Here is a 22,668-nt window from a genome sequence, read left to right on the forward strand (position 1 = left end):
TATTACACCTCTCTAATATGTACATTCTTATTTTTCAAATAATCTTTTACTTCTTTCACAGTGTATTCACCGTAGTGAAAAATAGATGCAGCAAGCACTGCATCAGCACCAGACATTAAAGCTAAATAAAGATCTTCAAGCGAACCTGCACCACCTGATGCTATTAATGGAATATTTAATATAGAAGATGCTCTTTTTATTAAATCCAAATCGTAACCTCTTCTATGACCATCCGCATCTATACTCGTTAATAAAATTTCTCCAGCTCCCCTATTCTGCACCTCTCTCAGCCATTCAAAAACATCTATTCCTGTAGACTCCTTTCCACTTTTAATATATACCTCCCATTTACCTTGTGAAATCCTCTTAGCATCCACAGCAATAACCAGGCATTGACTTCCAAATTCATCTCTTACCCTATTTATTATCTCAGGATTTAATACAGCAAAGGTATTTAAGGAAACTTTATCCGCTCCAGCCCTTAATAAATTACGAATATCTTCTATACTCTTAATCCCGCCCCCCACTGTTAAAGGTATAAAAATCCTTTTTGCAATATCTTCTACAAGCTTTAAAAAGGTCTTTCTATTTTCCAGTGTTGCAGTTATATCTAACAAAACTAATTCATCCGCTCCTTCTTTTTCATATCTTTCTGCAAATTCTATGGCAGGACCTATCACCTGAAGGTTTTCAAAACTCCTTCCTTTAACTACATTTTCACCAATTGTATCAAGACAGGGTATAATTCTTTTTGCTAACATATAAACTCTCCTAAATCTATTTTTCCTTCATATAATGCTCTTCCAACAATTACTCCTTTTATTCGATTTCCATAGTCACCATTAATCTCTTTAAGCTTTTCAATATCCATGGTAGAAGATATACCACCTGCAATCCATAAGTAAAAATTTGTATTTTCTAACACATTTCTTATTAGTTTCACGTTAATTCCTTGTAGAGTACCATCTCTACTAACATCTGTAAAAATTACCTCCCTAAAACCTGCGTACTCTATCTTATCTATTACTTCATTCCATGATATGTTCTCTTTCCATCCTTTAATTACCACAGAATTTCCCATCACATCTATACTTGGTATAATTTTTTCTCCAAATTGGAGCCTTAAATTTCTTAAAAAATCTTTATTCTCCTTTAATAAACTACTGAAAATGACTCGCCAAGCACCAAAAGATAAAATTTTTTCAATTTTTTCTATGGTTCTAATACCTCCTCCTACCTCAACAGGTATTGGGATATTTTTTATTATCTTTTCAATTATTGGAAGACTTTCTTCATCTCCAACTATGGCGCCCTGTAAATCAATCACATGTAATGCTTTAGCGCCTTTCTTATACCAGTAAAAAGCCACATCAAAGGGATTTTCTAAACTAAAAAGGATTTTACTCTCTCTCCCTTGTTCCATTCTCACAGTCTTGCCTTGGTAAATATCAACAGCAGGAATAACTATCATATACATGCTCCACAAAGTTTTTTATTATCTTTAGTCCCAAGGTACTACTTTTTTCAGGATGAAACTGTACACCAAAAATATTATCCTTCTGAATTATGGATGGAAATGTGCCCTCATAATCGGTTAAACCTACAATGATGTCTTTTTCACATTCTACATAATAAGAATGTACAAAATAAAAGAAAGAATTATTAGGGATATCTTTTAAAATGACAGAAGGATTAATAATCTCTACCTGATTCCAACCAAGATGTGGAAGTTTAAAGCTCTTCAATTTCTTTACTTTACCCTTCAAAATACTTAGCCCTTTCATTTCCATATCTACCGCCTCTTCGCTTTCTTCAAATAAAATCTGCATACCCAAGCATATACCCAAATAGGGTTTCTCTCCAAGTAAATCCTTCAATGTATAAAAATTCCCATTCAGACGCAAGTTTTCTACTGCTTGTACAAAATTCCCTTGCCCAGGAAAAACTAAAGCATTACTTTTCTCCCACTCTCTTGGATCAGAAGAAATTTCAGCTCTTATTTTTAAAAAATCAAAAGCCTTTTTAATACTAAATAAATTTCCTCCACCATAATCAATAATGGCTATTTTCATATTATCCCCTTTGTAGAAGTTGTTGTGTCAGAAATTTCACAAGCCTCCTTTAAAGCCATGCCTAAAGACTTGAAAATTGCCTCCTGTATATGATGTATGTTTTCTCCATATAAAATAATTACATGTAATGTAATTTTACTTTCGTTCACAAAAGCCCTTAAGAACTCCTTAACTAATTCATGCTCAGTTGTCCTATATTGAGAATTATCTTTAAAATTCAAATATGGTCTTCTACTTATATCTAACGAAGTCATTACCAAAGCATCATCCATAGGAACTATTTTATTGGAAAACCTCTTAAAATTATACTTATAAATTATGTTATAAAAAGCAGTTCCAAGACAAAGTCCTACATCCTCAACTAAGTGATGAAAATCTACATCAATATCACCTTCCGCCTTCATCTCCAAATCAAAAGAAGCATAAAATATTAAAGTCTCCAATAAATGTTTCCAATATGGGATAGGAAAATCTCCAATAAATCTTCCTTTTCCATCAAGATTTAGCTTTAGTTTTATTTTTGTTTCCCTTGTTGTTCTTTCTAATTCATATTTCCTCATGATAACACCTCTGATAAACAATTTAAAAACTTCTCATTTTCCTCTCTACTTCCAATTGTAACCCGTAGACAGTTTTCTAATAGAGGCTCTTTGCTAAAATCCCTTAGGGCAATCCCCCAATCAACAAGCTTTCTATCCAACAACTCTTTCTTTTCGGTTCTAAAGAGCAAAAAGTTTGTTGTTGATGGAAAAACCTTAATGTTTTCAAACTTTCTCATTGTAGAATATACTTCCTCTTTATACCTTAAAATTTCCTCTATTCTTTTCTCTAAAATATCCCAATATTTAAGTACTATAGTCCCTGTAATCTGAGAAAAAATATTTAAGTTATAAGGAAGTCTAAAGTTTTCCAAGTAATTTATCAAATTTCTATGGGCAACAAGATATCCTAATCTTACACCTGCACAGGAAAAAGCTTTTGAGAAAGTCCTAAGGATCATAATATTTGGATAATCATTTATCAAGTCAATAAAGGAAACTTTTGAAAACTCATAATAAGCCTCATCAATAAGAATGATACTATTAAAATCTAAAATCTTATCTAAATCTGAAGGCTCAATTAATAAATTTCCCGTTGGATTATTAGGATTACATATTACAATTAATTTAATACTTCTTTTTTTATAGCTATCCAATTTTTCCCATGGCATTGAAAAATCTTCTTTATTTAAAAACAAGTCATGAATAATTACATCTTTTTGTTGAAAGATCTTTTTATAGAGAGGAAATGTTGGTTGAGGGAGTATTACTTCATCTCCTTCTGATAGAAGGGCATTCGATATGATGTTTATAATTTCCCCTGAGCCATTACCAAGTAGAATATTCTCATAAGGAATTTTTAAAAAATCCGCTAATGCATTTTTTAACTCATAAGCCTTGCTATCAGGATACCTATTCCAAGGCGTATTTAATAACTTATTAATTACCTCTTGTTTTATTTCCAATGGTAAATCATAGGGATTTTCATTTCTTGCCAAAGAAATAGGTAAATCTTTAACCTCAACCTTATATCCTGTATAATCTTTTTTAATTATCTCTTCCCACATTAACTTTTTCCCCCAAAATAGTTTTTTAGACTTTTTTCATGCATAAAGAATCCCTCTTCTCTTGCTATTATACTTCCATATTTTGAAATTTCTCTAATATCTTCATCACTTAAATTGACAAAACTAATTCTTTTTATAAAAGTGTTTACACTTAATCCTGATGAAAAGATTGCTCTTCTACCTGTAGGTAAAACATGACTTGGTCCTGCTATAAAATCTCCAAAAATAGAGGAATGATTTATAAATATGGCACCTGCATTATTAATATGTGGTATATATTCCATGTAATTATTACTAAGAATTTCTAAATGCTCAGGGGCTATATGATTAATGATTTCTATAGCATTCTTCTTATCTTCTACTAATATTATAAAACTATTTTTCATTGATTCTTTTAGAATAGCACTTCTCATTGCCTTTTCAATCTCAATATTTATCTCTTTTACTATATCATCTACTATTTCTTCATTTTCAGTTATGATCCATCCTCTGTCATATGGGGAGTGTTCTATTTGAGCCAAAAAGTCACAAACAACTTTCTTAATATCTATTTCTTTTTCCTTATCAATCAAAATAGCAATTTCACTGGGTCCATTAATACCATCAATACCAACTTCCCCAAAAACCATCTTTTTAGCTAAAGCTACATATATATTTCCTGGGCCAACAATCATATCCACTCTTGGAATACTTTCTGTTCCATAAGAAAAAGCAAATATAGCTTGAGCTCCCCCTAAGGTATAAAATTTTGAAAAGTTTAATACTTTCAGTGTATATAAAAATAATTCATTATAAGTTTGTTGGGGAGGAGTAGTAATATAAATTTCTTTAACCCCTGCAATTAATGCTGGAATTGTAGTCATAATAATTGTTGAGGGATAAACGGCTCTTCCCCCTGGTACATATATTAATACCTTTTCAACAGGTTTTATAATCTGCCCCAATAAGCTATTTTTATCATTAGTAAAAAACCAAGAATTAATCCTTTCTCTTTCATGAAATTCACTTACTCTCTTGATCATTACATTAATGCTATACTTAACCTCATCTTCTATACTTAAAGTATCCGCTTTAATATTTTCCAAACTATATATGAAACCTTTTTCACTTAGATCAATATTGTCAAACTTTTTAGTCAAAGAAATTAAAGCATTATCTCCATACATCAGTACTTCTTGCATAATATTTTTCAATTCTTCCTCTACTTTATACTCCCACTTCTTCCTTTCCACTTCAAAATCGACTTTAAAAAAATCACTGCCTTTAATCACTCTGATCATTCTCCGCCTCCTCCATTTTAGCTATCAAATCTAAAACCTCATCCTTCTTAAAAGCAAAACTTACCTCATTAATAATAAGCATCGCTGATGTTTCAAATATGACATCCTTTATCTCTAATCCATTCTCTCTTAAAGTATTTCCTGTCTCCACAAGATCTATGATACAGTCCGCTATGTTAGCTATAGGAGCAAGCTCAACAGATCCATTCAACTTAACAATTTCATAATCTATTCCTTTCCATTTATTATTAAAATATTCTTCCGAAACCTTAGGATATTTTGAAGCAACCTTAACAGATTCTTTACTTTTTATGTCCCATTCAGGATAGCTTGCCAAAACCATCTTACAATAACCAAACCTAAATCTTCCCATTATAACCACATTACTTTTTCTCTCTCTAATTACATCTCCCCCTACAATTCCAATCTCCGTAATTTTTTCCTCCACATAAACGGGAATGTCCCAAGGTTTCACCAAATAAATCTCAAAAACATTACCTCTCCATACTAACTTACGAGATAACTCATCTAATTCAGGTAGAGAGCTATCTATTTCCCTTAATAAGTTCCAACTTCTATTAAATAATCTTCCAGTAGGAATTGCTATCTTCAACAACAAAACCAGCTCCTTATTTATAGATTTCTCTTAAATTATCCTCAATAAAAGCAAAACCAATCCCACTTATCTTTTCTCCCTTTTCATTATACTTAATATAACTTCCCCCACCACCAATAGCTTTTTTAAGATTAGAAATATAAACCTGAAAAATAATGCCATCGTAATATTCATATGGTCTTAAAAGTATTGGAGAAATAGAAATTTTTTCATTATCTATACCGCCCTTTATTAACTCATCTTTAAAAGATTTTAGTTCTTCAAGGACTGTATTAATGTCATTATCCTTGATAACACTTCTTGGATAATAAACCAAAGATTTCATTAATTCCTTATTTAAAGACTCTTCTATTAAACTCACATAATCTCTTTTCAAGGCAAATTTCCTCAGTTTTTCCATATTTTCTTCTTTTTCTTTGGAGTACAAATAGTTCCAAATTTTAGTGGAATTTATCTCGATGATGAACTCCTTTATATTTAGTTTTGAAAATATCTCATATATAAGATATATAGCCTCAAAATCTCTTGAAATTTTATTCTCTTCAATTAACTCCCACCCTATTTGATATCTCTCCTGAATTTCCCCATTTATATAGGAAAATATTGGTCCCATATAATAAAGTCTTAGGGGTTCTCCATAATAGGAAACTTTTTGTATTACAAGGGATGTTATTTCTGGTCTTAATGCAACTACCCTACCTTTCCCATCTATAATCTTCACAATATTGTTTTCTTTCCATAAGGAAAGATCTCCCATTGTGGGGACTATAATCTCTTTATAACCCCTTTTTCTTAATGTATCTCTAATAATCTCAGATATATTCTCTACTATCTGCATACTTTATTTCTTTAAAGTATTAATATGATAAAATTATAAAGACAAAATTCAAAAATGTCAAATTCTTTTTATTATTGACAGAACCAATCATATTTTTTAGACTGAAAAACATGGAAAGATATAAGTTTGAAAAAAGCTTAAAAGATAAACTATTTAATTTTAATATAAATCTTACCCAGTCTGAGATTGATTTGTTTTATACATATTACGAAATACTCGTTTTTTGGAATAAAAAATTCAATTTAACTGCTATAGAAGATGAACAGGAAATAATATTAAAACACTTTGTAGATTCTTTAATACTAAAATTAACCATTGAAAATGAGGAGCTCGAAAAAGTTATTGATATAGGAACTGGAGCAGGTTTTCCAGGAGTCCCATTAAAAATAATAAATCAAAATTGGAAATTAACACTTCTTGAAGCCCAAAAGAAAAAAGTTGAATTCCTTAAAGAGCTAATAAAGGAACTTAATTTAAAAGATGTAGAAATTTTATGGGATAGAGCGGAAAATTTGGGAAGAATGAGAGGTTTCAGAGAAAATTTTGACCTGGTATTAGCAAGAGGCGTGGCAAAACCAGAGATTGTTTTAGAATATGCTGTTCCTTTTGTAAAAATTAATAAGATCTATTTAGCTCAAACAACTCCTAAAAGTATTGATCATTGGAAAGAAGTTTCAAAAATATCTGAGATGTTAGGAGCTAAATGGGAAAAAGAATATTACTTTTCCTTTGATGACAATAATAGAGCTGTAATTAAGTTTAGAAAAATAAGATCTACTCCTGAAAAATACCCAAGAAAGCCGGGAATTCCCGAAAAAAGACCATTAGATCCAAGCAAATTATGATATAATCTTAAAAAATTTTTAAGAAAGGGAGAGAGGAAAAAATGGAAATTGTAGAGGTTGTATCAAAAAAAGAGAAGAAAGACTTTATAATGTTTCCTTTTGAATTATATAAAAACGATCCTTTATGGGTACCTCCTTTAATTAGTGATATGAAGAAAATAATTAATGGAGAGGGAAGCCTTCTTTTTCAAAGTGGTCCACACACATTTTTCTTAGCTTATAAAGGGAACAAGGTTGTAGGAAGACTTGCTGTAGGTATAGATGAAAAGACAAATAAAATTCAAAATAAAAGTGAAGGATATATCACTTTATTTGAGAGTATAAATGATAGAGAAGTAGCCTTTTCTCTTATTGATACCGCAATAAAATGGTTGAAATCAAAAGGCATTACCTATGTTTCAGCCTTTGTATCTCCAACAAACGGTGATGATTACAGAGGAATGTTAATTGAAAATTTTCAAGATCCACCCCTCATCTATACAACTTATAACCCTCCTTATTATATTGATCTTTTTGAAAATTATGGATTTAAAAAAGACCATGTTTTCTTAGCTTTTAAATACAATTTAAAATCTCTACCTTTAGATAACGCATTAAAGGTAATAGAATATGCTAAGAGAAAATATAATTTTATAGTAAGACCTGCAGACTACTCTCGTGTTAGAGAAGAGGCATTAGCAATACAAAAGGTTATTGCAAGATCTTTAATACCTTTGGAGTACGATTACCTTCTTCCCCCAACAGAGGAAGAAATGCTTGCTATTGCAAAAGACCTAAAGAGTTTTATTCCCCCACAATTTGTTCAATTAGCCTGGTCAGGTGATGAACCTATAGGTGTTGCCGTAGCCATTCCAGATTATAATCAGGTATTGAAAAAACTAAATGGTAGGTTATTTCCCATTGGTTGGTTAAAATATCTTTGGTATAAGAGAAAAATAACAAGAGCAAGAGTATTTATACTTTTTGTAGTACCAGAATATCAGTCAAAAGGTGTGCCATCCGCTCTCTTTATTGAGTTACTTAAGCATGCAAGAAACATTGGATATGAATTTGCGGAGGGGTCTACAATAAATATTAATAATGAAAAGATGTGTAGAGAAGCTGAAGGAGCAGGTGGTATTCCTTATAAAAAATATGCCATATATGGAAAAAGTATTGAATCTTGACAATTACTCATCTTATTTTATAATGTATAAAGTTATTAAAATTTTAAAAGAAAAGAGGTAAGGGTGATATGGAGAAGGAGAAGAATAAATTAACAATCGAAGAGTGTGAAGGCTTAGCAGATGTTTTTAAATCTCTTTCAAGCTCTGTAAGAGTACATATACTTTGTACTCTATCAGAGGGAGAAAAGAGTGCTGGAGAAATTGCAAAAGCAGTCAATGCATCCTTTGCTAACACATCCCAAAACCTAAAAGACCTATATAATTTAGGTCTATTAAAGAAGAAGAGAGTTGGACAACATGTTTATTATGCTCTTGCTAATGATGATGTAATGGAATTATTAAAGTTGGTTTATAAGCTTAGATATAGAACTGTAACTAAATAATCTTAGTTGCGAGGGGTCGGAAGGGGGTCAACCGACCCCTCGCCCTTTACCCTTAGAACTGTATTGAACCAGATATAGAAGCTACCAAAGGTTGAGTATTCTGAATAGTCTCTACTATGGATCCCTGGGCTAAGTAACCTAATCCTGCATCAACTCTTATAAACAATAAGTTTACTCCTGCGCCTAATGTATAGTACAGTGGAGTAAAGTTAGGATCTAATATGGCACCGCCTCTTACCACAAATACAAGTAATGGTTGTTCTACTCCCAATCTGTAAAGGACTGGCTGGAAGTTGTTATTTAAATCTACATCAAAGGCAACCCTTGTATTCAAAGTAGGAACCTTTAATAATGCACCTGCTTTTAATGTGAGAGGAGGAATATTTATTTGGTCTGAAGATATATAGTATGGTCCATCTGTATAGGTGCTATCATAAACTAATATTGGTTCTCCACTCTGTGTATCTATCTCCCAATGGTAATATTTAATATGATGGTGTATATCTCCCTCAATACCTTGACCATAAACATTTTGAGCAGAAATTCCAAGAGCAAAGTTATCAGAAAGTTTTAAATACCCACCTAAATCTAATACCCAGTATTTATAGAGTTCTTCATAATCTTCTACTTTTAGGTAATTTTCAAATCCTGTATTTTCACTGTAAGTTTCTAATGCTAAACCAGCTGGAGTTAATTTTGAATCTATTTTAATAGGTTTTGCATATCCATTTATATTAACTCTAAAGTTAGCACCTACAGAAAGTTTCAAATCTCTACTGTTTATAATAGGTAATGCAATTGTTAAGGCTCCATTTGCATCAAAATTACTATCTAAGTAAACATTTGCTTCAAAAAGTGTATATGTAGTATAGGTAGCCTTATAATAATTAAAACTTGGTGATGCATCTCCCCAGAGTGTTAACCCAACCCTTCCAATTCCAAGATTAGCATATCCTGTTAAGAAAACATTTCCTGATAGCTCGTCATCAGGTGGCTCTTGGTCATTCATAAACATCTTGAGATATTCTACAAACTTGTTAAGACTTTCAAGGGTAGTTTCATCAACTGGAGCAGATCCAAGTCCAGCCTTTAGAGTAAAGCTATTATATTCACCCATTAAAGCAGGATTAAATATGGCAGAGGTTGGAGAATCACCAAGAGCGGTCATTGCTCCTGCCATACCAAGGGCTCTTGGATCCTTTGCAAGAGAAGTTATAGGATCCTCAAATGTTACTGCCCAGGTATAGATAGGAATTAAAAGGAACGCTAAGATTAGAAGAGATATAATTTTGGTTCTCATATTTTATCCTCCCTTCAAAATTATTCTTATTTAAGTTTATCATTTTCAATTTGATAATACAAATTTTCAACTTCATTGTCTGTGATGTATATCACACTTTCTTTGTGATTTTAGACACATGATAGCTTTAAATGGTATAATTAGTTTAAAAGGAAATTAAGTTTAGTAATGGAGGCAAAAATGAAGAAAGATGAAATCTTTTTAAAAGAAAGTGACTATTTCCGCAGTCAAATATACAGATTGGTTGATTGTTTTTATAGGCAAGGTAGTAGGGTACCTTTTCAATGGGGTGCCTGGATACCAGCAGTAGATGTGTATGAAACAGAGGATAAAATAGTAGTCTTAGTAGATATTGCAGGTGTAAGCAAAGATAACATTGATCTGACCTTTCAACAAAATAAGTTGATTATAAAGGGAACAAGACCTGCAAAAGTATATTCAGACCCAGAAATATATTATCAAATGGAGATAAATTTTGGACCTTTTGAGAGAGTTATAGAACTACCATGTCCAGTGGATGGAGAAAATGCAGAAGCAATTTACAAAGAAGGTTTCTTAGAGATCATTCTTCCCAAAAAGTAAAGAAAGGAGGAAAGTTAATGGACGAACAAGAATTAAAAAATCTACCCGAAATTCCAGAGATATTGCCTATTTTGCCTCTAAGGGAAACTGTTGTCTACCCCCAAATGTTAATTCCGTTAGTTGTTGGAAGGGAGAAAAGCCTAAAGCTTATTGAGGATGCTGCAGCAGGGAATAAAATTATAGGACTTTGCATGCAGAAAACTCCTGTGGAAGAGCCCACTTACGATGATATACATAGAATAGGAACAGCTGGAATAATAGTAAGAATGTTAAGATTTCCAGACAATACTATAAGACTATTTGTCCAAGGTTTACAAAGAATAAAAATAGAAGAGTTTATACAGAGTGAGCCATACTTCAAAGCTAAAGTCTCTCTTATAAAAGAAACCTACGAAAAAACTATAGAAATAGAGGGAGCAATGAGAAATATTATCTCCCTCTTCCAAAGAATGGCATCCCTAATACCTCAATTCCCAGAAGAGCTTTTAATTAATGCAATGAACATTCAGGATCCAGGAAGATTAGCAGACTTCATTGCCTTTAATCTAAACATTAATGTAAATGAAAAGCAAGAAATTTTAGAAACCATAGATATTAAGGAGAGACTTCAAAAAGTTACCTTCTATCTCAATAGAGAAATAGAAATATTAGAAATAGCAAATAAAATTCAAAATGATGTTAAGAACGAGATAGAGAAAAGCCAAAGAGAATACTTCTTAAGACAACAAATGAAAGCTATACAAAAGGAGTTAGGAGAAATTGATCCTCGTGAAATGGAGGTAAATGAACTAAGACAAAAATTACAAGAGGCAAAACTACCTCCAGAAGCAATGAAAGAGGCAGAAAGGGAATTAGAAAGACTTGCCCAGATGCCCCCAGGATCTGCCGAATACACTGTAACAAGAACTTACTTGGATTGGATGATTTCTCTACCTTGGAGTAAGAGTACTGTAGATAATTTAGATATACAAAAGGCGAAAGAAGTATTGGATGAAGATCATTATGATTTAGAAAAAGTAAAGGAAAGAATATTAGAATACTTAGCGGTGAGAAAATTAAAAGAGGATATGAAAGGACCTATTCTTTGCTTTGTAGGACCCCCAGGAGTTGGTAAAACATCCTTAGGTAAATCTATAGCAAGAGCCTTAGGAAGAAAATTTGTAAGGATATCCTTAGGTGGAATAAGAGATGAGGCAGAGATAAGAGGTCATAGAAGAACATACGTTGGAGCATTACCAGGTAGAATAATACAAGGAATGAGAAAGGCGGAGTCAAACAATCCTGTATTTATGCTTGATGAAATTGACAAAATTGGTACAGACTTTAGAGGAGATCCTGCAGCAGCATTATTAGAAGTTTTAGATCCCGAACAGAATAATAGCTTTGTAGATAATTACTTAGGAGTTCCCTTTGATCTTTCTAAGGTAATGTTTATAGCAACTGCAAATGTGCTTTATACAATTCCTCCAGCTCTTTTAGATAGAATGGAGATCTTGGAGCTTCCAGGATATACTGAAATAGAAAAGATTGGAATTGCAAAGGGATTCCTTATCCCAAGACAATTAAAAGAACATGGTCTAAGTGAGGAACAACTTAGTTTTGAGGAAGATGCTATTAGAAAGATTATAAGAGAATATACAAGAGAAGCAGGGGTAAGAAACTTAGAGAGAGAAATAGCATCAATATGTAGAAAGGTTGCAAAAGGATATGCAGAGGGGAGTATTACTGAGAAAGTAGTTATTACTGAAGAGGAGATTCCTAAATATTTAGGTGTCCCAAAATATACATATGGCATGAAGGGAGAAAAAGACGAAATAGGAGTTGCTACAGGTTTAGCATGGACTGAAGCTGGAGGAGACATCTTATTTGTAGAAGCATTGGTAGTTGAAGGAAGAGGTAATTTAATATTGACAGGTAAATTAGGAGAAGTAATGCAGGAGTCTGCCAAAGCGGCACTTTCTTATGTTAGATCAAAGGCAAAAGAGTTAAATATCAACTACGAAATCTTTGAAAAGTCAGATATACATATTCATGTGCCATCTGGTGCCATACCTAAGGATGGTCCATCCGCAGGAGTAACCATTGCAACTGCCCTTGCATCTGCTCTTACTAAAAGACCTGTCAAGAAAGATATTGGAATGACTGGTGAGATCACATTGAGAGGTAAAGTTCTTCCTGTAGGAGGAATTAGGGAGAAAGTTTTAGCAGCACATAGAGCAGGACTTTCCGCAGTAATTATGCCTAAAGAAAATGAGAAGGACTTAGAAGAGATTCCAGAAATAGTAAGGAAAGAATTGAAGTTTTACTTTGTAGAGCATGCGGACGAGGTTTTAAATCTTGCCCTTTTGGAGGTGAAGGCGAGTGATACTGAAAGAAAGCCTGAGGAGGTTAGGGGATCTTAACTTTAGCCCCTACCTCATAACTTCCCTTTATCTAAATATTTCACCTTTGGATTATCCGAAAGGTGAGTATAGGTTGATCTGGAAAAATTTTCAGAAGGAGATTGAAAAATACAACACAGAAGATAGAGATATAAAAATGTCTCTTCTTGGTGATGCGGAAAGAATATCACAATTTCTTGATCAGGAAATTACAACTCATGCAAATACTTTAGTATTTTTCTCCTGTAGTAGCAAAGATTGGTTTGAAGTTTATCCTTTGTATCCAAAATTAAAGTCAAAATTAGTTATAGATAAGGATCCATATACAAAACCTATTGCAAGGCTTCTTGCCTCCCAAAACCCATATTTAATATTACTTGTATCAAAAGATAAGGCACGAATATTTACATACTATTTAGGAGAGTTAAGCGAGGAAGAAGATGTAAGCACAGAAATTCCAAAAAAACACAAACAGGGAGGATGGTCTGCAGCTACATGGCAGAGATGGCATGAAACTCATGTTACATGGCATCTTAAAGATGTTGTTGAACATACTTTAAAAATTGTTGACGATAAAAAAATAATTCTTGGAGGAACTCTTCCTACTATAGCAGAATTTAAAGATCTATTACCCAAATCACTATCAGAAAAGGTAGTTGGGGAATTTACTGTAGAATTTGAAGCACCAATAAAAGAGGTATTAGAAAAAGCGGAAGAATTTATAGATAATTATGAGAAAAGAACAACTGAAGAATTAGTAGAAAGAATATATACTAATACGAAGAAAGGGAAAGAATCAACTTTTGGTTTAGACGAAGTCGCATATATGGTTTATCAAAATAGAGTACATACTTTATTAGTAAGCGAAAATTTTGAGAAACCTGGTTATCAATGCCCTAAATGTTCCTTTATAAGCTCATACTTAGAAATTTGTTCATTTTGCAATGTTCCTATGGAAAAAAGAGCGGACATAGTAGATGAAACCATAGAGATGGCTATCAACAAAGATGCAAGATTAATATTCATAAAGGATCAAGAGTTAGGAAAGAAAATTGAAAATATAGGTGCTTTATTGAGGTTTTAAAAAAAGGGGGCAAAAATGCCCCCTTTTTTTATAGTCTTTCTGCAATAAAGTTTGTTAAATCTGCTAATCTACAAGAATAGCCCCACTCGTTATCATACCAAGCAAATACTTTTACTAAATTTCCTCCAATTACGATAGTTGATGGTAAGTCTACAACAGTAGAATATGTTGTTCCCTTGAAATCAGAAGATACTAATTCTTCCTCTGTAACTCCTAAGATTCCCTTCATTCTTCCCTCAGCAGCCTTCTTAAATGCAGAGTTTACTTCTTCTACTGTAACATTCTTTTGGAGTACACAAACTAAATCTGTTACTGATACTGTTGGAGTTGGAACCCTTAATGCAACTCCATGCATTTTACCATCGAGTTCTGGTATAACTTTACCAATAGCCTTTGCAGCACCAGTAGAAGTAGGAATAATATTTAGTGCTGCAGCTCTTGCTCTTCTTAGATCTTTGTGGGGTAAATCTAAGACTCTTTGGTCGTTTGTGTAGGAGTGTACAGTAGTCATCAAGCCCTTTTCAATACCAAAATTATCTAACAATACTTTTGCGACTGGAGCCAAACTGTTGGTTGTACAAGAGGCATTAGAAATTATATGATGTTTTTCTGGATCATACTTTTCCTCGTTAACTCCAAGTACGATAGTAATATCTTCACCTTTAGCTGGTGCAGAGATAATTACTTTCTTTGCTCCTCCGGAAGTAATATGTACCTTTGCTTTCTCTGCATCAGTAAATAATCCAGTAGATTCTATAACTACTTGTACTCCAAGATCCTTCCAAGGTAAATTAGCTGGGTCTTTTTCTGCAAATACTTTAATTTCCTTTCCATCTATAACAATTGATTTATCAGTGTATTTTACATCACCTTTAAAGGCTCCATAGTTGGAATCATATTTAAATAAATGAGCAAGAGTTTTGGTGTCAGTAATATCATTAACAGCCACTACTTCAATTTTATCAGCATAAAAATCTAATAAAGCCTTCAAAACTTGTCTACCAATTCTACCAAAGCCATTTATACCTACTTTTACCGCCATAATACACCTCCTATGGACTTATTTAATTATTTTACAAACTTGATTATATCACAAATATATTCTACTTTTATTAAAAAAGTTTTAAAATTATACATAAAAACTTAATAATTTACCTGGCACAAAGACTATCTTTTTTGGATTTTTATCACTTAGATATTTTTTAACATTCTCCCTCTGCATCGCTAACCTTACAGCAGTATCCTCGTCTATATCAGCAGGCACTTCAATTCTATCTCTTACTTTTCCATTTATCTGTATTACTAAAGTTACAACATCCTCTTTAATTAATTCTGGATCATAATTCGGCCATGATTGCATGTGTATTGAATATTGATAACCTAATTCTTGCCATAATTCTTCAGTTATATGAGGGACAAAAGGAGAGAGTAAAAGCAATACATTCTTTATACCTTCATTAAAAATTTTTGTTCTTCCATACTTTCTTTTATATTCTGTTAATGCATTAGTAAATTCCATAATCATTGCTATGGCTGTATTGAATTTGAAATTTTCAATATCTTCTGTTACCTTCTTAATAGTCTTATGAAGCATTCTCAATATTTTTTTATCTTCCTCAGAGTCTTGCTCTTTTGGTTCCTCCTCTTCTAAAGCTAACCTCCAAAGTCTATTCAAAAACCTATTTGCTCCTTCTACCCCCTCATCACTCCACTCCATATCGACTTCAGGAGGTGCTACAAAAAGAATAAATAATCTTGCAGTATCAGCCCCATAATTTTCAACCATATAATCAACAGATACAATATTCCCTAAGGATTTTGACATGATCTGTCCATCCTTGTATACCATTCCTTGTGTGAACAATCTTTTGAAAGGCTCCCTCACAGGACTATATCCTGCATCATAGAGCACTTTTGTTATAAATCTTGAATAGAGTAAATGTAGTATTGCATGCTCAATTCCACCTGTATATTGATCAACAGGAAGCCAATACTCCGCTTTCTCTCTTGAGAAGGGTTCTTTATCATTATGAGGATCTGTATATCGGAAATAATACCAAGAAGAATCTACAAAGGTGGCAAGAGTATCTGTTTCTCTTCTTGCAGGTCCTCCACACTTTGGACATTTTGTATTAACAAATTCTGGCACTTTAGCTAATGGACTTTCTCCTGTACCTGTCGGCTGAAAATCATTTAAATCAGGAAGTAAAACAGGAAGATCCTCATATGGTACTGGGACTATGCCACAATTTGGGCAGTAGATGATAGGTATTGGAGCCCCCCAATATCTCTGTCTTGAGATCAACCAATCTCTTAATCTATACTGTACTTTTCTTTTGCCTAAACCAAGTTTTTCAAACTTTTCTATAATTAAATTCCAAAATTCTTTGCTATTTAAACCATTATATTCACCAGAATTTATCATAATACCTTCCCCTTCATAGGGAAGCTCAGGTTCTTCACCATTTTCTAAAGCAATAACCGTTTTTATAGGAAGATTAAACTCTTTTGCAAATTCAAAATCTCTTGAGTCATGGGCAGGAACTGCCATTATTGCTCCTGTCCCATAACCACCAAGTACATAATCCGCCACATATATTGGAACTAATTCTTCTGTAAGAGGATGAATGGCATAACTTCCTGTGAATACTCCTGTTTTCTTTTTCTCTAAGGTTCTTTCAAGTTCGCTTTTATTTTTTGCTCTTGTAACATACTCCCTTACTTTATCCAAATACTCTGGCTTAGTTAACTTTTCCACTAAAGGATGTTCTGGAGCCAAAACCACAAAAGTAATACCAAAAATAGTATCAGGTCTTGTAGTAAAGACAAAAATCTTCTCATTAGAATCTTTAACTTTAAAATAAAATTCAAGACCCTCGGATCTACCTATCCAGTTTTTCTGCATCAACTTAACTTTTTCTGGCCAATACTCTAAGGTATCAAGATCCTTTAGTAAATCTTCTGCATATTCTGTGATCTTAAAGAACCATTGTTCAAATTCTCTCTTTTCAACCTCTGATTTACATCTCCAACATTTACCATCAATAACTTCTTCATTTGCAAGCACTGTTTTACATGTAGGACACCAATTAGCAGGAGCCTTCTTCCTATAAGCAAGTCCTCTCTCATAAAGCTTTAAAAATATCCATTGGGTCCATTTATAGTAATCAGGAGAACAGGCTGTGACTTCCCTATCCCAGTCATAGACAACTCCCATCTTAAAGAGTTGTTCTTTCATCCTTGCAATATTTCTATAGGTCCAATCTTTTGGATGGACACCATGTTTAATAGCTGCATTTTCTGCAGGTTGTCCAAAGGCATCCCATCCCATAGGATTTAAAACGTTATAACCTCTCATAGTATAGTATCTTGCTATCACATCTCCAATGGTATAATTTCTCATATGTCCCATATGAAGATCGCCAGATGGATAAGGAAACATAACTAAGGTATAATATTTTGGCTTGTCCTTAACCTCAGTTACATAATATAATCTATCACTTTGCCATTTCTTCTGCCACTTTGGTTCTATCTCCTGAGGATTATATTTTTTCATATCTCTCCCTCTCTTCTCTTTACAAATTTTGTAATATATTGTGTATTATATAAAAGTAGAGAAGAAAGGTAAAGTATTAAAAGCCTTCTCCAACCCCAATCGTTAGATAGTAATTGCCATTTTCATTTGGATTTTTCAGCCCTTGATATACTGGAAAGGCATATCCTATATTCAAGGAAATAGGTAAATCAAGAAAAGTTGTGAAATTGTAACTAAGCTCAAAACCTAAACCTAATTTCAATCCCTTTTCATCTATCTTATCCTGTGTATTCCAAACTCCTCCCAACTCAGAAAACACTTTAAAATTCAAAGACCTAAAAATGAATAGGTTAAGAATTTTCATCTCTTGTTCTCTAATAATTGGTAAACTCCAAGTTGTTTTCAAAGTCCACTTAAAATTGCCAGTGTACTTATCTTTTAAAGACATCCAATCACTTAGATCAAAAATTTCATCTTCCGGAGAATTTACCGATGTATATCCTAATTTATTACTCACACTTAAATAGCTATGAGGAAAGACTAAGAAGAACTTATTTAAGGACCACTCAACCTTAATAAAGTTTTCTTGCTGGAAAGGGATAGAAGTTCTTATATGAAAATCATTTTGCATTGCTAAAGAATAATAGTCGTTAAGCTTAGAAATATTAACATCAAAATAGCCATAATTGATATATCCTAAGGTTAGTCTTAGTTGATAAGCAGGTTGCCACAAGTTTCCACTAACGCCAAGATCAAACTTCTGCCAGAAGTTTTTTGTTAATGAGGCTTCTCCTGCAAAATAGTTTGGATATATCCAGAGTAGTGAGAATGAAAAATTATCATTTCTTGGTAGATATCTAACAAATTGGAAGAAAGTTCCTTGATATGTTTCTTCTTTATCCTGCAAATAAAAGCTCTCAAGACTCCACTTATGATCAATAGGATCGTACCCTTCTATATGATAGGAAAGGTATGATATCTGCCCTGTTGTAAGATCAATGAAAAATGATGGAATTAAATCATAGTATATGACATATGCATCTAATGGTATTACTCTTTTTGATGTATAAATAATTTTTCTGGGCATTGAATTATTTAGTCTATTAATATCGGGGATTTTTGAATCAGGATCTAATAAAACCCTTACAACCTTTGATTTTGTTTGATAATTCAAATTCACATCCTTTTCATTTCCATAGTAGATATCCTTTACTTCTTCTCCATTCTCCAAAACAAGTAAAATCTCTACAGGAAGTATCCCCTCCCCTTCCCTTCTTATATGAATCTTTGTATTCCAGCCATCTAATGTGGGATAACTTGAAAAATCTAATACCTGCCAATCAATGGTAGCTGTAGAATAAAACCAGGTATTGAAAAATCCTGAGAAGTCTTTATGAGTAACCTCCTCCAAGATACTTTCAAAATCTTTTGTAGTTGCTAATTTCCCTTTATAACGTTCAAAGAATAATTTTAGCACATTATTAAATTTTTCCTCGCCTATTTCAAAAGCTAATGCCCTTAGTAAAAGATATGCCTTTCCATAAACTTTTGTTTCGTAACCATTATAGATACTATTCCAGTAATCTTTTACTATAGGTTCATCCCATTTATCCTTAACAGATAGTAAATAGGGAAGTTCTACTTGACTTTCCCTTAAGTTCCACTCCCCTAAAACATTATCCTTTAAATACTCCAAAAAGTAATCATCCCCTAAATCAGGAATAAGGTTTCCACCCTTTGATCCATATTTCTCCTCAAAATAATATATAGAGGAATACTGAGCAAAAGCTTCAGAAAGCCAATTCTCAGCATCAAAATCTGCTCCAACCCCAATTCCCCACCATAGATGGGCGATCTCATGAGCTAATAACCATTCATTTATTCTTTCTAATAAAAAGGGTGTAAATAAGTCTGATGAGTAAAAAATGCTATTTCCAAGAATAATTAATCCATCCGCTGTCATCCCCCAATATCCTTCAATCTGACCTTCTACAATTACAACTCTTTTATGACCTGATGGACCATATAGAGAAATATATTTATCCATTATCTCCCGGGCATAGGTTGCCAGAATTCTTGCCTTATACTCCCTTCCTGGATAGAAATATACTAATATTTCAGGATCTCTTTGAGATGGAAACTTATAAACTTGATAATTAGGACTTATTGCAATAGGCAAAGATCTTCTCGGACCATAATTTATACCTACTACTTTTTTCCATGAATCATCCGTAATCTCCTCTTTTTGTTCATCAACACCTAAAGCAACCTTATAATTCTTAGGAACCAAAAGTTCCACGCTAAAGTTGCAGGAAACAAGTCTTCCTCCTTTATCCCATTCCCCATCGCTAAAGTAAAGTTCTTGTGGAAACCAACCAAATCTCCAAACAAAGGAATCTTTTGCAAAGGAATTATCCCCAAAATATGCTCTTGGGAATTTTGTGGAAAAGAGGATCTTTAGAGTAAAAGATTTTCCAGGTAAAAGTGGGTATGGAAGTATTACTTTAAGATAGTTGTCTTCCAATGAGTAATTGGAGAATAAAATTTTACCTTTCTCATAGCTATAATTTAGAGGAATTCCATCTTTATCAAAAACATTTTTTACCTCCGTATAGCCTGGGTCAAAACCTCCAACATAATTAGGGTCCTGTAATACAGGGTTAATGTGTGGATTTTTCTCTTTTAAAAGATTCGCAGGAAGATAGAAATATATCTCCTTTAACTCTTGCGAAGTATTATTGTAATAATCTACCTCTACATATCCACTAATTAAATAACTTTGAGGATTAAGCTGAGCAAATATCCTATAATTGGAAACCTGGGCATAAGCAGGTACAATAAGAAAGATGAAAAAGATTATATAAACTAATTTTTTCATATCTTCTATACTCCTCCTACAGTAGATTTTTTACCCTTAAATCTAAGTTTCATGGTTAAAATTCTATCTGTAGAGAAGATCTTACTTGCAATTAGTATCAAAATAGCAAAAACAACAAGCATATAAATGATCCCATAATATACAATGGAGTAATTACCAAGAAGTACATTTTGAGATGCAATAAAAGGATGACTAAAAGGAATTATCCAAACTAATATCTTTAGAGGAAGAGATAAAGAGTTTATATCCGAGAACAAAGAAAGAAAATAAGGAATGATAACGAGGAATGTCAATGGTAAACTGGCACTCTGAGCACTCTTAAGGTCCTCCGCCAGTACTCCTAAAATAGTAGAAAGAGCTAATGCACATAATATAGCTAAAAACAATGAAATGCCCAATAAAACATAACCTTCGGTGGTGAATTGTAGCCCTAACTTTTGTGCCACCCCCTTTATTTGATCACTTACACTAATATCTCCCATAAAACCACCCATATAGAATCTAAATCCAAACATATAAATTCCAGCGGATATTAATCCTACAAGTCCTGCTCCAATCATTTTTGCTACAACAATCTGACTTCTACTTATAGGAACAGTAAGAAGGGTTTCTAAGGTTTTGTCCTGTTTCTCCATGGCAATGGCGGAAAGTACCATTTGAGAAGAATACATTATAACCATCATAAGAATAATTGGTATAAATACTGACTGAGAATAAACAAAACTACTTACAGCCCCTGCTGAACCTTCTGCTACTTTATCTTTTACTATTACAAATTCTTTAGTCTTTATAGGATTCTTCAGATTATCTGGGTCAATATCGGGAAACTTTTCTTTTATGAAATTGTCGGATAAATATCTATTAATTGCTGAAATTACTTCATTTACAATAGAAGAGCTAACAGAAGAACTAAGAGAAAGGCTACGTATAAAAGAATAAGTCTCAATCTCTTTTAACTGAAATTTTGATATACCTGAGGCAAATCCTTCAGGTATTATTAATAGGAAATCAATTTTATTTTCTTTTGCATAACTTATAGCAGATTCTCTATCCTTTTCCTTTAATAAATGAATCTTGAAATTGGCAAAGGATAGATTGTTTAAGATATCTTCAGAAAGCTTTGATTTATCCAAATCAAGAACATATATATCTCTAAAACTTATTGCCTTCTTTGTCTCCGTTTTTACTAATGAGCCCATAAAATAAAAGAGAGCAATAGTAAAAAGCAGAGAGAAAATTAATTGAGGTGTAATTAACTCCCTTATCTCTTTTCTTATGAGATTTAAAAACTTTCTCATGCTACTATCCTCCTAAATACTTCCTCTAAATTTCTTGAATTATATTTCTCTTTTAATTCCTGAGGGGTACCCACATCTAAAATTTTTCCTTTATCAATAATTGCAACCCTGTCAGAAAGAAACTCTATCTCTAACATGTTATGAGAAGATAGAAGTACAGATACTCCTTCTTCAACAAACTTTCTAATAATCTCTCTTATCTCAAGAGAATTAATAACATCCAATCCTGAGGTCGGCTCATCTAAAATTGCAAGCTTTGGCTTTATCATTAATGCTCTTGCAAGTAATAATTTTCTCACCATTCCTTTACTATAGGTCCCAACTTTATCCTTTAACCTATCCCCCAAACTTGCAATTTTCTTTGCTCTCTCAACAAACTCTTCTACCTCTCTACTATCTTGAGCATAAAAATTTGCCATAAACCGTAAATATTCAATTCCAGTCATATTTTTGTATGCTCCGGCTTCTTCAGGTAAATAACTTATTCCTTCTCTTATCTTCTCAGGATTTTTCTTTAAATCATAACCCATAAATTCAACTCTTCCATCAGAAGGGGTTAAAAGAGTTGCAATAATTCTTAGGGTTGTTGTTTTTCCTGCACCATTGGGACCAATAAGCGCAAAGATTTCACCTCTTTTTACTTCAAAACTGATCCCCTTCAAAGCCTCAAACTTTCCATAAGTTTTCTTAAGGTTTTCAACAATCAATATTTCATCCACAAAAAACTCCCCCTTTCATTATTTCTCCATGTCAATTTTACCATAAAATATTACAATTTTTTTAAAAATCCTTTTAAAAATAAAC

20 protein-coding genes are annotated in these 22,668 nt (G+C 32.8%); 6 read left to right on the top strand and 14 right to left on the bottom strand.

Features of this window, described 5'->3' with window-relative positions; all coding sequences use genetic code 11:
- Positions 1-2: 2 nt before the first annotated feature.
- From CBR30_01260 to CBR30_01295, 8 genes are read right to left on the bottom strand one after another with little or no spacing between them, the layout of a single operon-like run.
- Positions 3-761: an imidazole glycerol phosphate synthase subunit HisF gene (locus tag CBR30_01260; GenBank protein PMQ02309.1), complete on the bottom strand. Its 759-nt coding sequence runs from the start codon at positions 759-761 to the stop codon at positions 3-5.
- The gene (locus CBR30_01265; protein PMQ02310.1) at positions 755-1,471 is read right to left on the bottom strand and encodes a 1-(5-phosphoribosyl)-5-((5-phosphoribosylamino)methylideneamino)imidazole-4-carboxamide isomerase; all 717 of its coding nucleotides are present in this window, start codon (positions 1,469-1,471) and stop codon (positions 755-757) included. The genes CBR30_01260 and CBR30_01265 overlap by 7 nt, the downstream gene beginning before the upstream one ends.
- Positions 1,449-2,072: an imidazole glycerol phosphate synthase subunit HisH gene (gene hisH / locus CBR30_01270; protein PMQ02311.1), complete on the bottom strand. Its 624-nt coding sequence runs from the start codon at positions 2,070-2,072 to the stop codon at positions 1,449-1,451. Before hisH ends, CBR30_01265 begins: the two co-directional genes overlap by 23 nt.
- Positions 2,069-2,632, bottom strand: coding sequence for an imidazoleglycerol-phosphate dehydratase (locus CBR30_01275; protein PMQ02312.1), 564 nt, complete (start codon positions 2,630-2,632; stop codon positions 2,069-2,071). The genes hisH and CBR30_01275 overlap by 4 nt, the downstream gene beginning before the upstream one ends.
- Positions 2,629-3,678 carry a histidinol-phosphate transaminase gene (gene hisC, locus CBR30_01280; protein PMQ02313.1) on the bottom strand — a complete coding sequence of 350 codons (1,050 nt, stop codon included), beginning with the start codon at positions 3,676-3,678 and terminating at the stop codon, positions 2,629-2,631. Before hisC ends, CBR30_01275 begins: the two co-directional genes overlap by 4 nt.
- Positions 3,678-4,958 carry a histidinol dehydrogenase gene (hisD, locus tag CBR30_01285; GenBank protein ID PMQ02314.1) on the bottom strand — a complete coding sequence of 427 codons (1,281 nt, stop codon included), beginning with the start codon at positions 4,956-4,958 and terminating at the stop codon, positions 3,678-3,680. The genes hisC and hisD overlap by 1 nt, the downstream gene beginning before the upstream one ends.
- Positions 4,942-5,595 (bottom strand): ATP phosphoribosyltransferase, encoded by a 654-nt coding sequence (locus tag CBR30_01290; protein PMQ02315.1) that lies wholly within the window; start codon positions 5,593-5,595, stop codon positions 4,942-4,944. The genes hisD and CBR30_01290 overlap by 17 nt, the downstream gene beginning before the upstream one ends.
- Complete coding sequence (locus CBR30_01295; GenBank protein ID PMQ02316.1) at positions 5,588-6,412, bottom strand: ATP phosphoribosyltransferase regulatory subunit; 825 nt, start codon at positions 6,410-6,412, stop codon at positions 5,588-5,590. The genes CBR30_01290 and CBR30_01295 overlap by 8 nt, the downstream gene beginning before the upstream one ends.
- A 110-nt stretch (positions 6,413-6,522) precedes the next feature.
- Here CBR30_01295 and CBR30_01300 point away from each other — a divergent pair, with 110 nt between their 5' ends.
- The 3 genes from CBR30_01300 to CBR30_01310 all read left to right on the top strand — a co-directional run bounded on the left by CBR30_01300 (position 6,523) and on the right by CBR30_01310 (position 8,806).
- Positions 6,523-7,257: a 16S rRNA (guanine(527)-N(7))-methyltransferase RsmG gene (locus CBR30_01300; protein ID PMQ02317.1), complete on the top strand. Its 735-nt coding sequence runs from the start codon at positions 6,523-6,525 to the stop codon at positions 7,255-7,257.
- A gap of 41 nt (positions 7,258-7,298) precedes the next feature.
- The gene (locus tag CBR30_01305) at positions 7,299-8,423 is read left to right on the top strand and encodes an N-acetyltransferase (GenBank protein ID PMQ02318.1); all 1,125 of its coding nucleotides are present in this window, start codon (positions 7,299-7,301) and stop codon (positions 8,421-8,423) included.
- A 68-nt stretch (positions 8,424-8,491) separates the two neighbouring features.
- Complete coding sequence (locus CBR30_01310) at positions 8,492-8,806, top strand: transcriptional regulator (protein ID PMQ02319.1); 315 nt, start codon at positions 8,492-8,494, stop codon at positions 8,804-8,806.
- Between the two features lie 52 nt (positions 8,807-8,858).
- Here CBR30_01310 and CBR30_01315 read toward each other — a convergent pair whose 3' ends face one another.
- Positions 8,859-10,106 carry a hypothetical protein gene (locus tag CBR30_01315; GenBank protein ID PMQ02320.1) on the bottom strand — a complete coding sequence of 416 codons (1,248 nt, stop codon included), beginning with the start codon at positions 10,104-10,106 and terminating at the stop codon, positions 8,859-8,861.
- A gap of 180 nt (positions 10,107-10,286) precedes the next feature.
- Between CBR30_01315 and CBR30_01320 the strand changes: the two genes are divergently transcribed.
- From CBR30_01320 to CBR30_01330, 3 genes are read left to right on the top strand one after another with little or no spacing between them, the layout of a single operon-like run.
- Positions 10,287-10,688, top strand: a complete 402-nt coding sequence (locus CBR30_01320; GenBank protein ID PMQ02321.1) for a heat-shock protein — start codon at positions 10,287-10,289, stop codon at positions 10,686-10,688.
- Positions 10,689-10,705: 17 nt separating this feature from the next.
- A complete protein-coding gene (lon, locus tag CBR30_01325) occupies positions 10,706-13,090 on the top strand; it encodes an endopeptidase La (protein ID PMQ02322.1) in 2,385 nt (794 codons plus the stop codon).
- On the top strand, positions 13,050-14,153 hold the full coding sequence (locus CBR30_01330; GenBank protein PMQ02323.1) for a hypothetical protein: 1,104 nt from the start codon (positions 13,050-13,052) through the stop codon (positions 14,151-14,153). Before lon ends, CBR30_01330 begins: the two co-directional genes overlap by 41 nt.
- A gap of 28 nt (positions 14,154-14,181) precedes the next feature.
- Here the strand turns inward: CBR30_01330 and gap are convergent, their stop codons facing one another.
- The 5 genes from gap to CBR30_01355 all read right to left on the bottom strand — a co-directional run bounded on the left by gap (position 14,182) and on the right by CBR30_01355 (position 22,583).
- The gene (gene gap / locus CBR30_01335) at positions 14,182-15,195 is read right to left on the bottom strand and encodes a type I glyceraldehyde-3-phosphate dehydrogenase (GenBank protein PMQ02324.1); all 1,014 of its coding nucleotides are present in this window, start codon (positions 15,193-15,195) and stop codon (positions 14,182-14,184) included.
- A gap of 87 nt (positions 15,196-15,282) precedes the next feature.
- Positions 15,283-17,709, bottom strand: coding sequence for a leucine--tRNA ligase (locus CBR30_01340; protein ID PMQ02325.1), 2,427 nt, complete (start codon positions 17,707-17,709; stop codon positions 15,283-15,285).
- 76 nt (positions 17,710-17,785) lie between these two features.
- A complete protein-coding gene (locus CBR30_01345; GenBank protein PMQ02326.1) occupies positions 17,786-20,566 on the bottom strand; it encodes a hypothetical protein in 2,781 nt (926 codons plus the stop codon).
- A 5-nt stretch (positions 20,567-20,571) separates the two neighbouring features.
- Complete coding sequence (locus CBR30_01350) at positions 20,572-21,864, bottom strand: ABC transporter (GenBank protein PMQ02327.1); 1,293 nt, start codon at positions 21,862-21,864, stop codon at positions 20,572-20,574.
- Positions 21,861-22,583 carry a multidrug ABC transporter ATP-binding protein gene (locus CBR30_01355; protein PMQ02328.1) on the bottom strand — a complete coding sequence of 241 codons (723 nt, stop codon included), beginning with the start codon at positions 22,581-22,583 and terminating at the stop codon, positions 21,861-21,863. The genes CBR30_01350 and CBR30_01355 overlap by 4 nt, the downstream gene beginning before the upstream one ends.
- Between the last annotated feature and the right edge of the window lie 85 nt (positions 22,584-22,668).

It is taken from the genome of Dictyoglomus sp. NZ13-RE01, from assembly GCA_002878375.1.
GTDB lineage: Bacteria > Dictyoglomota > Dictyoglomia > Dictyoglomales > Dictyoglomaceae > NZ13-RE01.

What these genes read in the sequence shown, in the direction of transcription:
- hisC (PMQ02313.1), bottom strand. Translation starts at nt 3,678, where the DNA reads ATGTGGGAAGAGATAATTAAAAAAGATTATACAGGATATAAGGTTGAG.
- CBR30_01315 (PMQ02320.1), bottom strand. Translation starts at nt 10,106, where the DNA reads ATGAGAACCAAAATTATATCTCTTCTAATCTTAGCGTTCCTTTTAATT.
- hisD (PMQ02314.1), bottom strand. Translation starts at nt 4,958, where the DNA reads ATGATCAGAGTGATTAAAGGCAGTGATTTTTTTAAAGTCGATTTTGAA.
- CBR30_01300 (PMQ02317.1), top strand. Translation starts at nt 6,523, where the DNA reads ATGGAAAGATATAAGTTTGAAAAAAGCTTAAAAGATAAACTATTTAAT.
- lon (PMQ02322.1), top strand. Translation starts at nt 10,706, where the DNA reads ATGGACGAACAAGAATTAAAAAATCTACCCGAAATTCCAGAGATATTG.
- CBR30_01265 (PMQ02310.1), bottom strand. Translation starts at nt 1,471, where the DNA reads ATGATAGTTATTCCTGCTGTTGATATTTACCAAGGCAAGACTGTGAGA.
- gap (PMQ02324.1), bottom strand. Translation starts at nt 15,195, where the DNA reads ATGGCGGTAAAAGTAGGTATAAATGGCTTTGGTAGAATTGGTAGACAA.
- CBR30_01350 (PMQ02327.1), bottom strand. Translation starts at nt 21,864, where the DNA reads ATGAGAAAGTTTTTAAATCTCATAAGAAAAGAGATAAGGGAGTTAATT.
- CBR30_01340 (PMQ02325.1), bottom strand. Translation starts at nt 17,709, where the DNA reads ATGAAAAAATATAATCCTCAGGAGATAGAACCAAAGTGGCAGAAGAAA.
- CBR30_01320 (PMQ02321.1), top strand. Translation starts at nt 10,287, where the DNA reads ATGAAGAAAGATGAAATCTTTTTAAAAGAAAGTGACTATTTCCGCAGT.
- CBR30_01260 (PMQ02309.1), bottom strand. Translation starts at nt 761, where the DNA reads ATGTTAGCAAAAAGAATTATACCCTGTCTTGATACAATTGGTGAAAAT.
- hisH (PMQ02311.1), bottom strand. Translation starts at nt 2,072, where the DNA reads ATGAAAATAGCCATTATTGATTATGGTGGAGGAAATTTATTTAGTATT.
- CBR30_01345 (PMQ02326.1), bottom strand. Translation starts at nt 20,566, where the DNA reads ATGAAAAAATTAGTTTATATAATCTTTTTCATCTTTCTTATTGTACCT.
- CBR30_01305 (PMQ02318.1), top strand. Translation starts at nt 7,299, where the DNA reads ATGGAAATTGTAGAGGTTGTATCAAAAAAAGAGAAGAAAGACTTTATA.
- CBR30_01310 (PMQ02319.1), top strand. Translation starts at nt 8,492, where the DNA reads ATGGAGAAGGAGAAGAATAAATTAACAATCGAAGAGTGTGAAGGCTTA.
- CBR30_01275 (PMQ02312.1), bottom strand. Translation starts at nt 2,632, where the DNA reads ATGAGGAAATATGAATTAGAAAGAACAACAAGGGAAACAAAAATAAAA.
- CBR30_01295 (PMQ02316.1), bottom strand. Translation starts at nt 6,412, where the DNA reads ATGCAGATAGTAGAGAATATATCTGAGATTATTAGAGATACATTAAGA.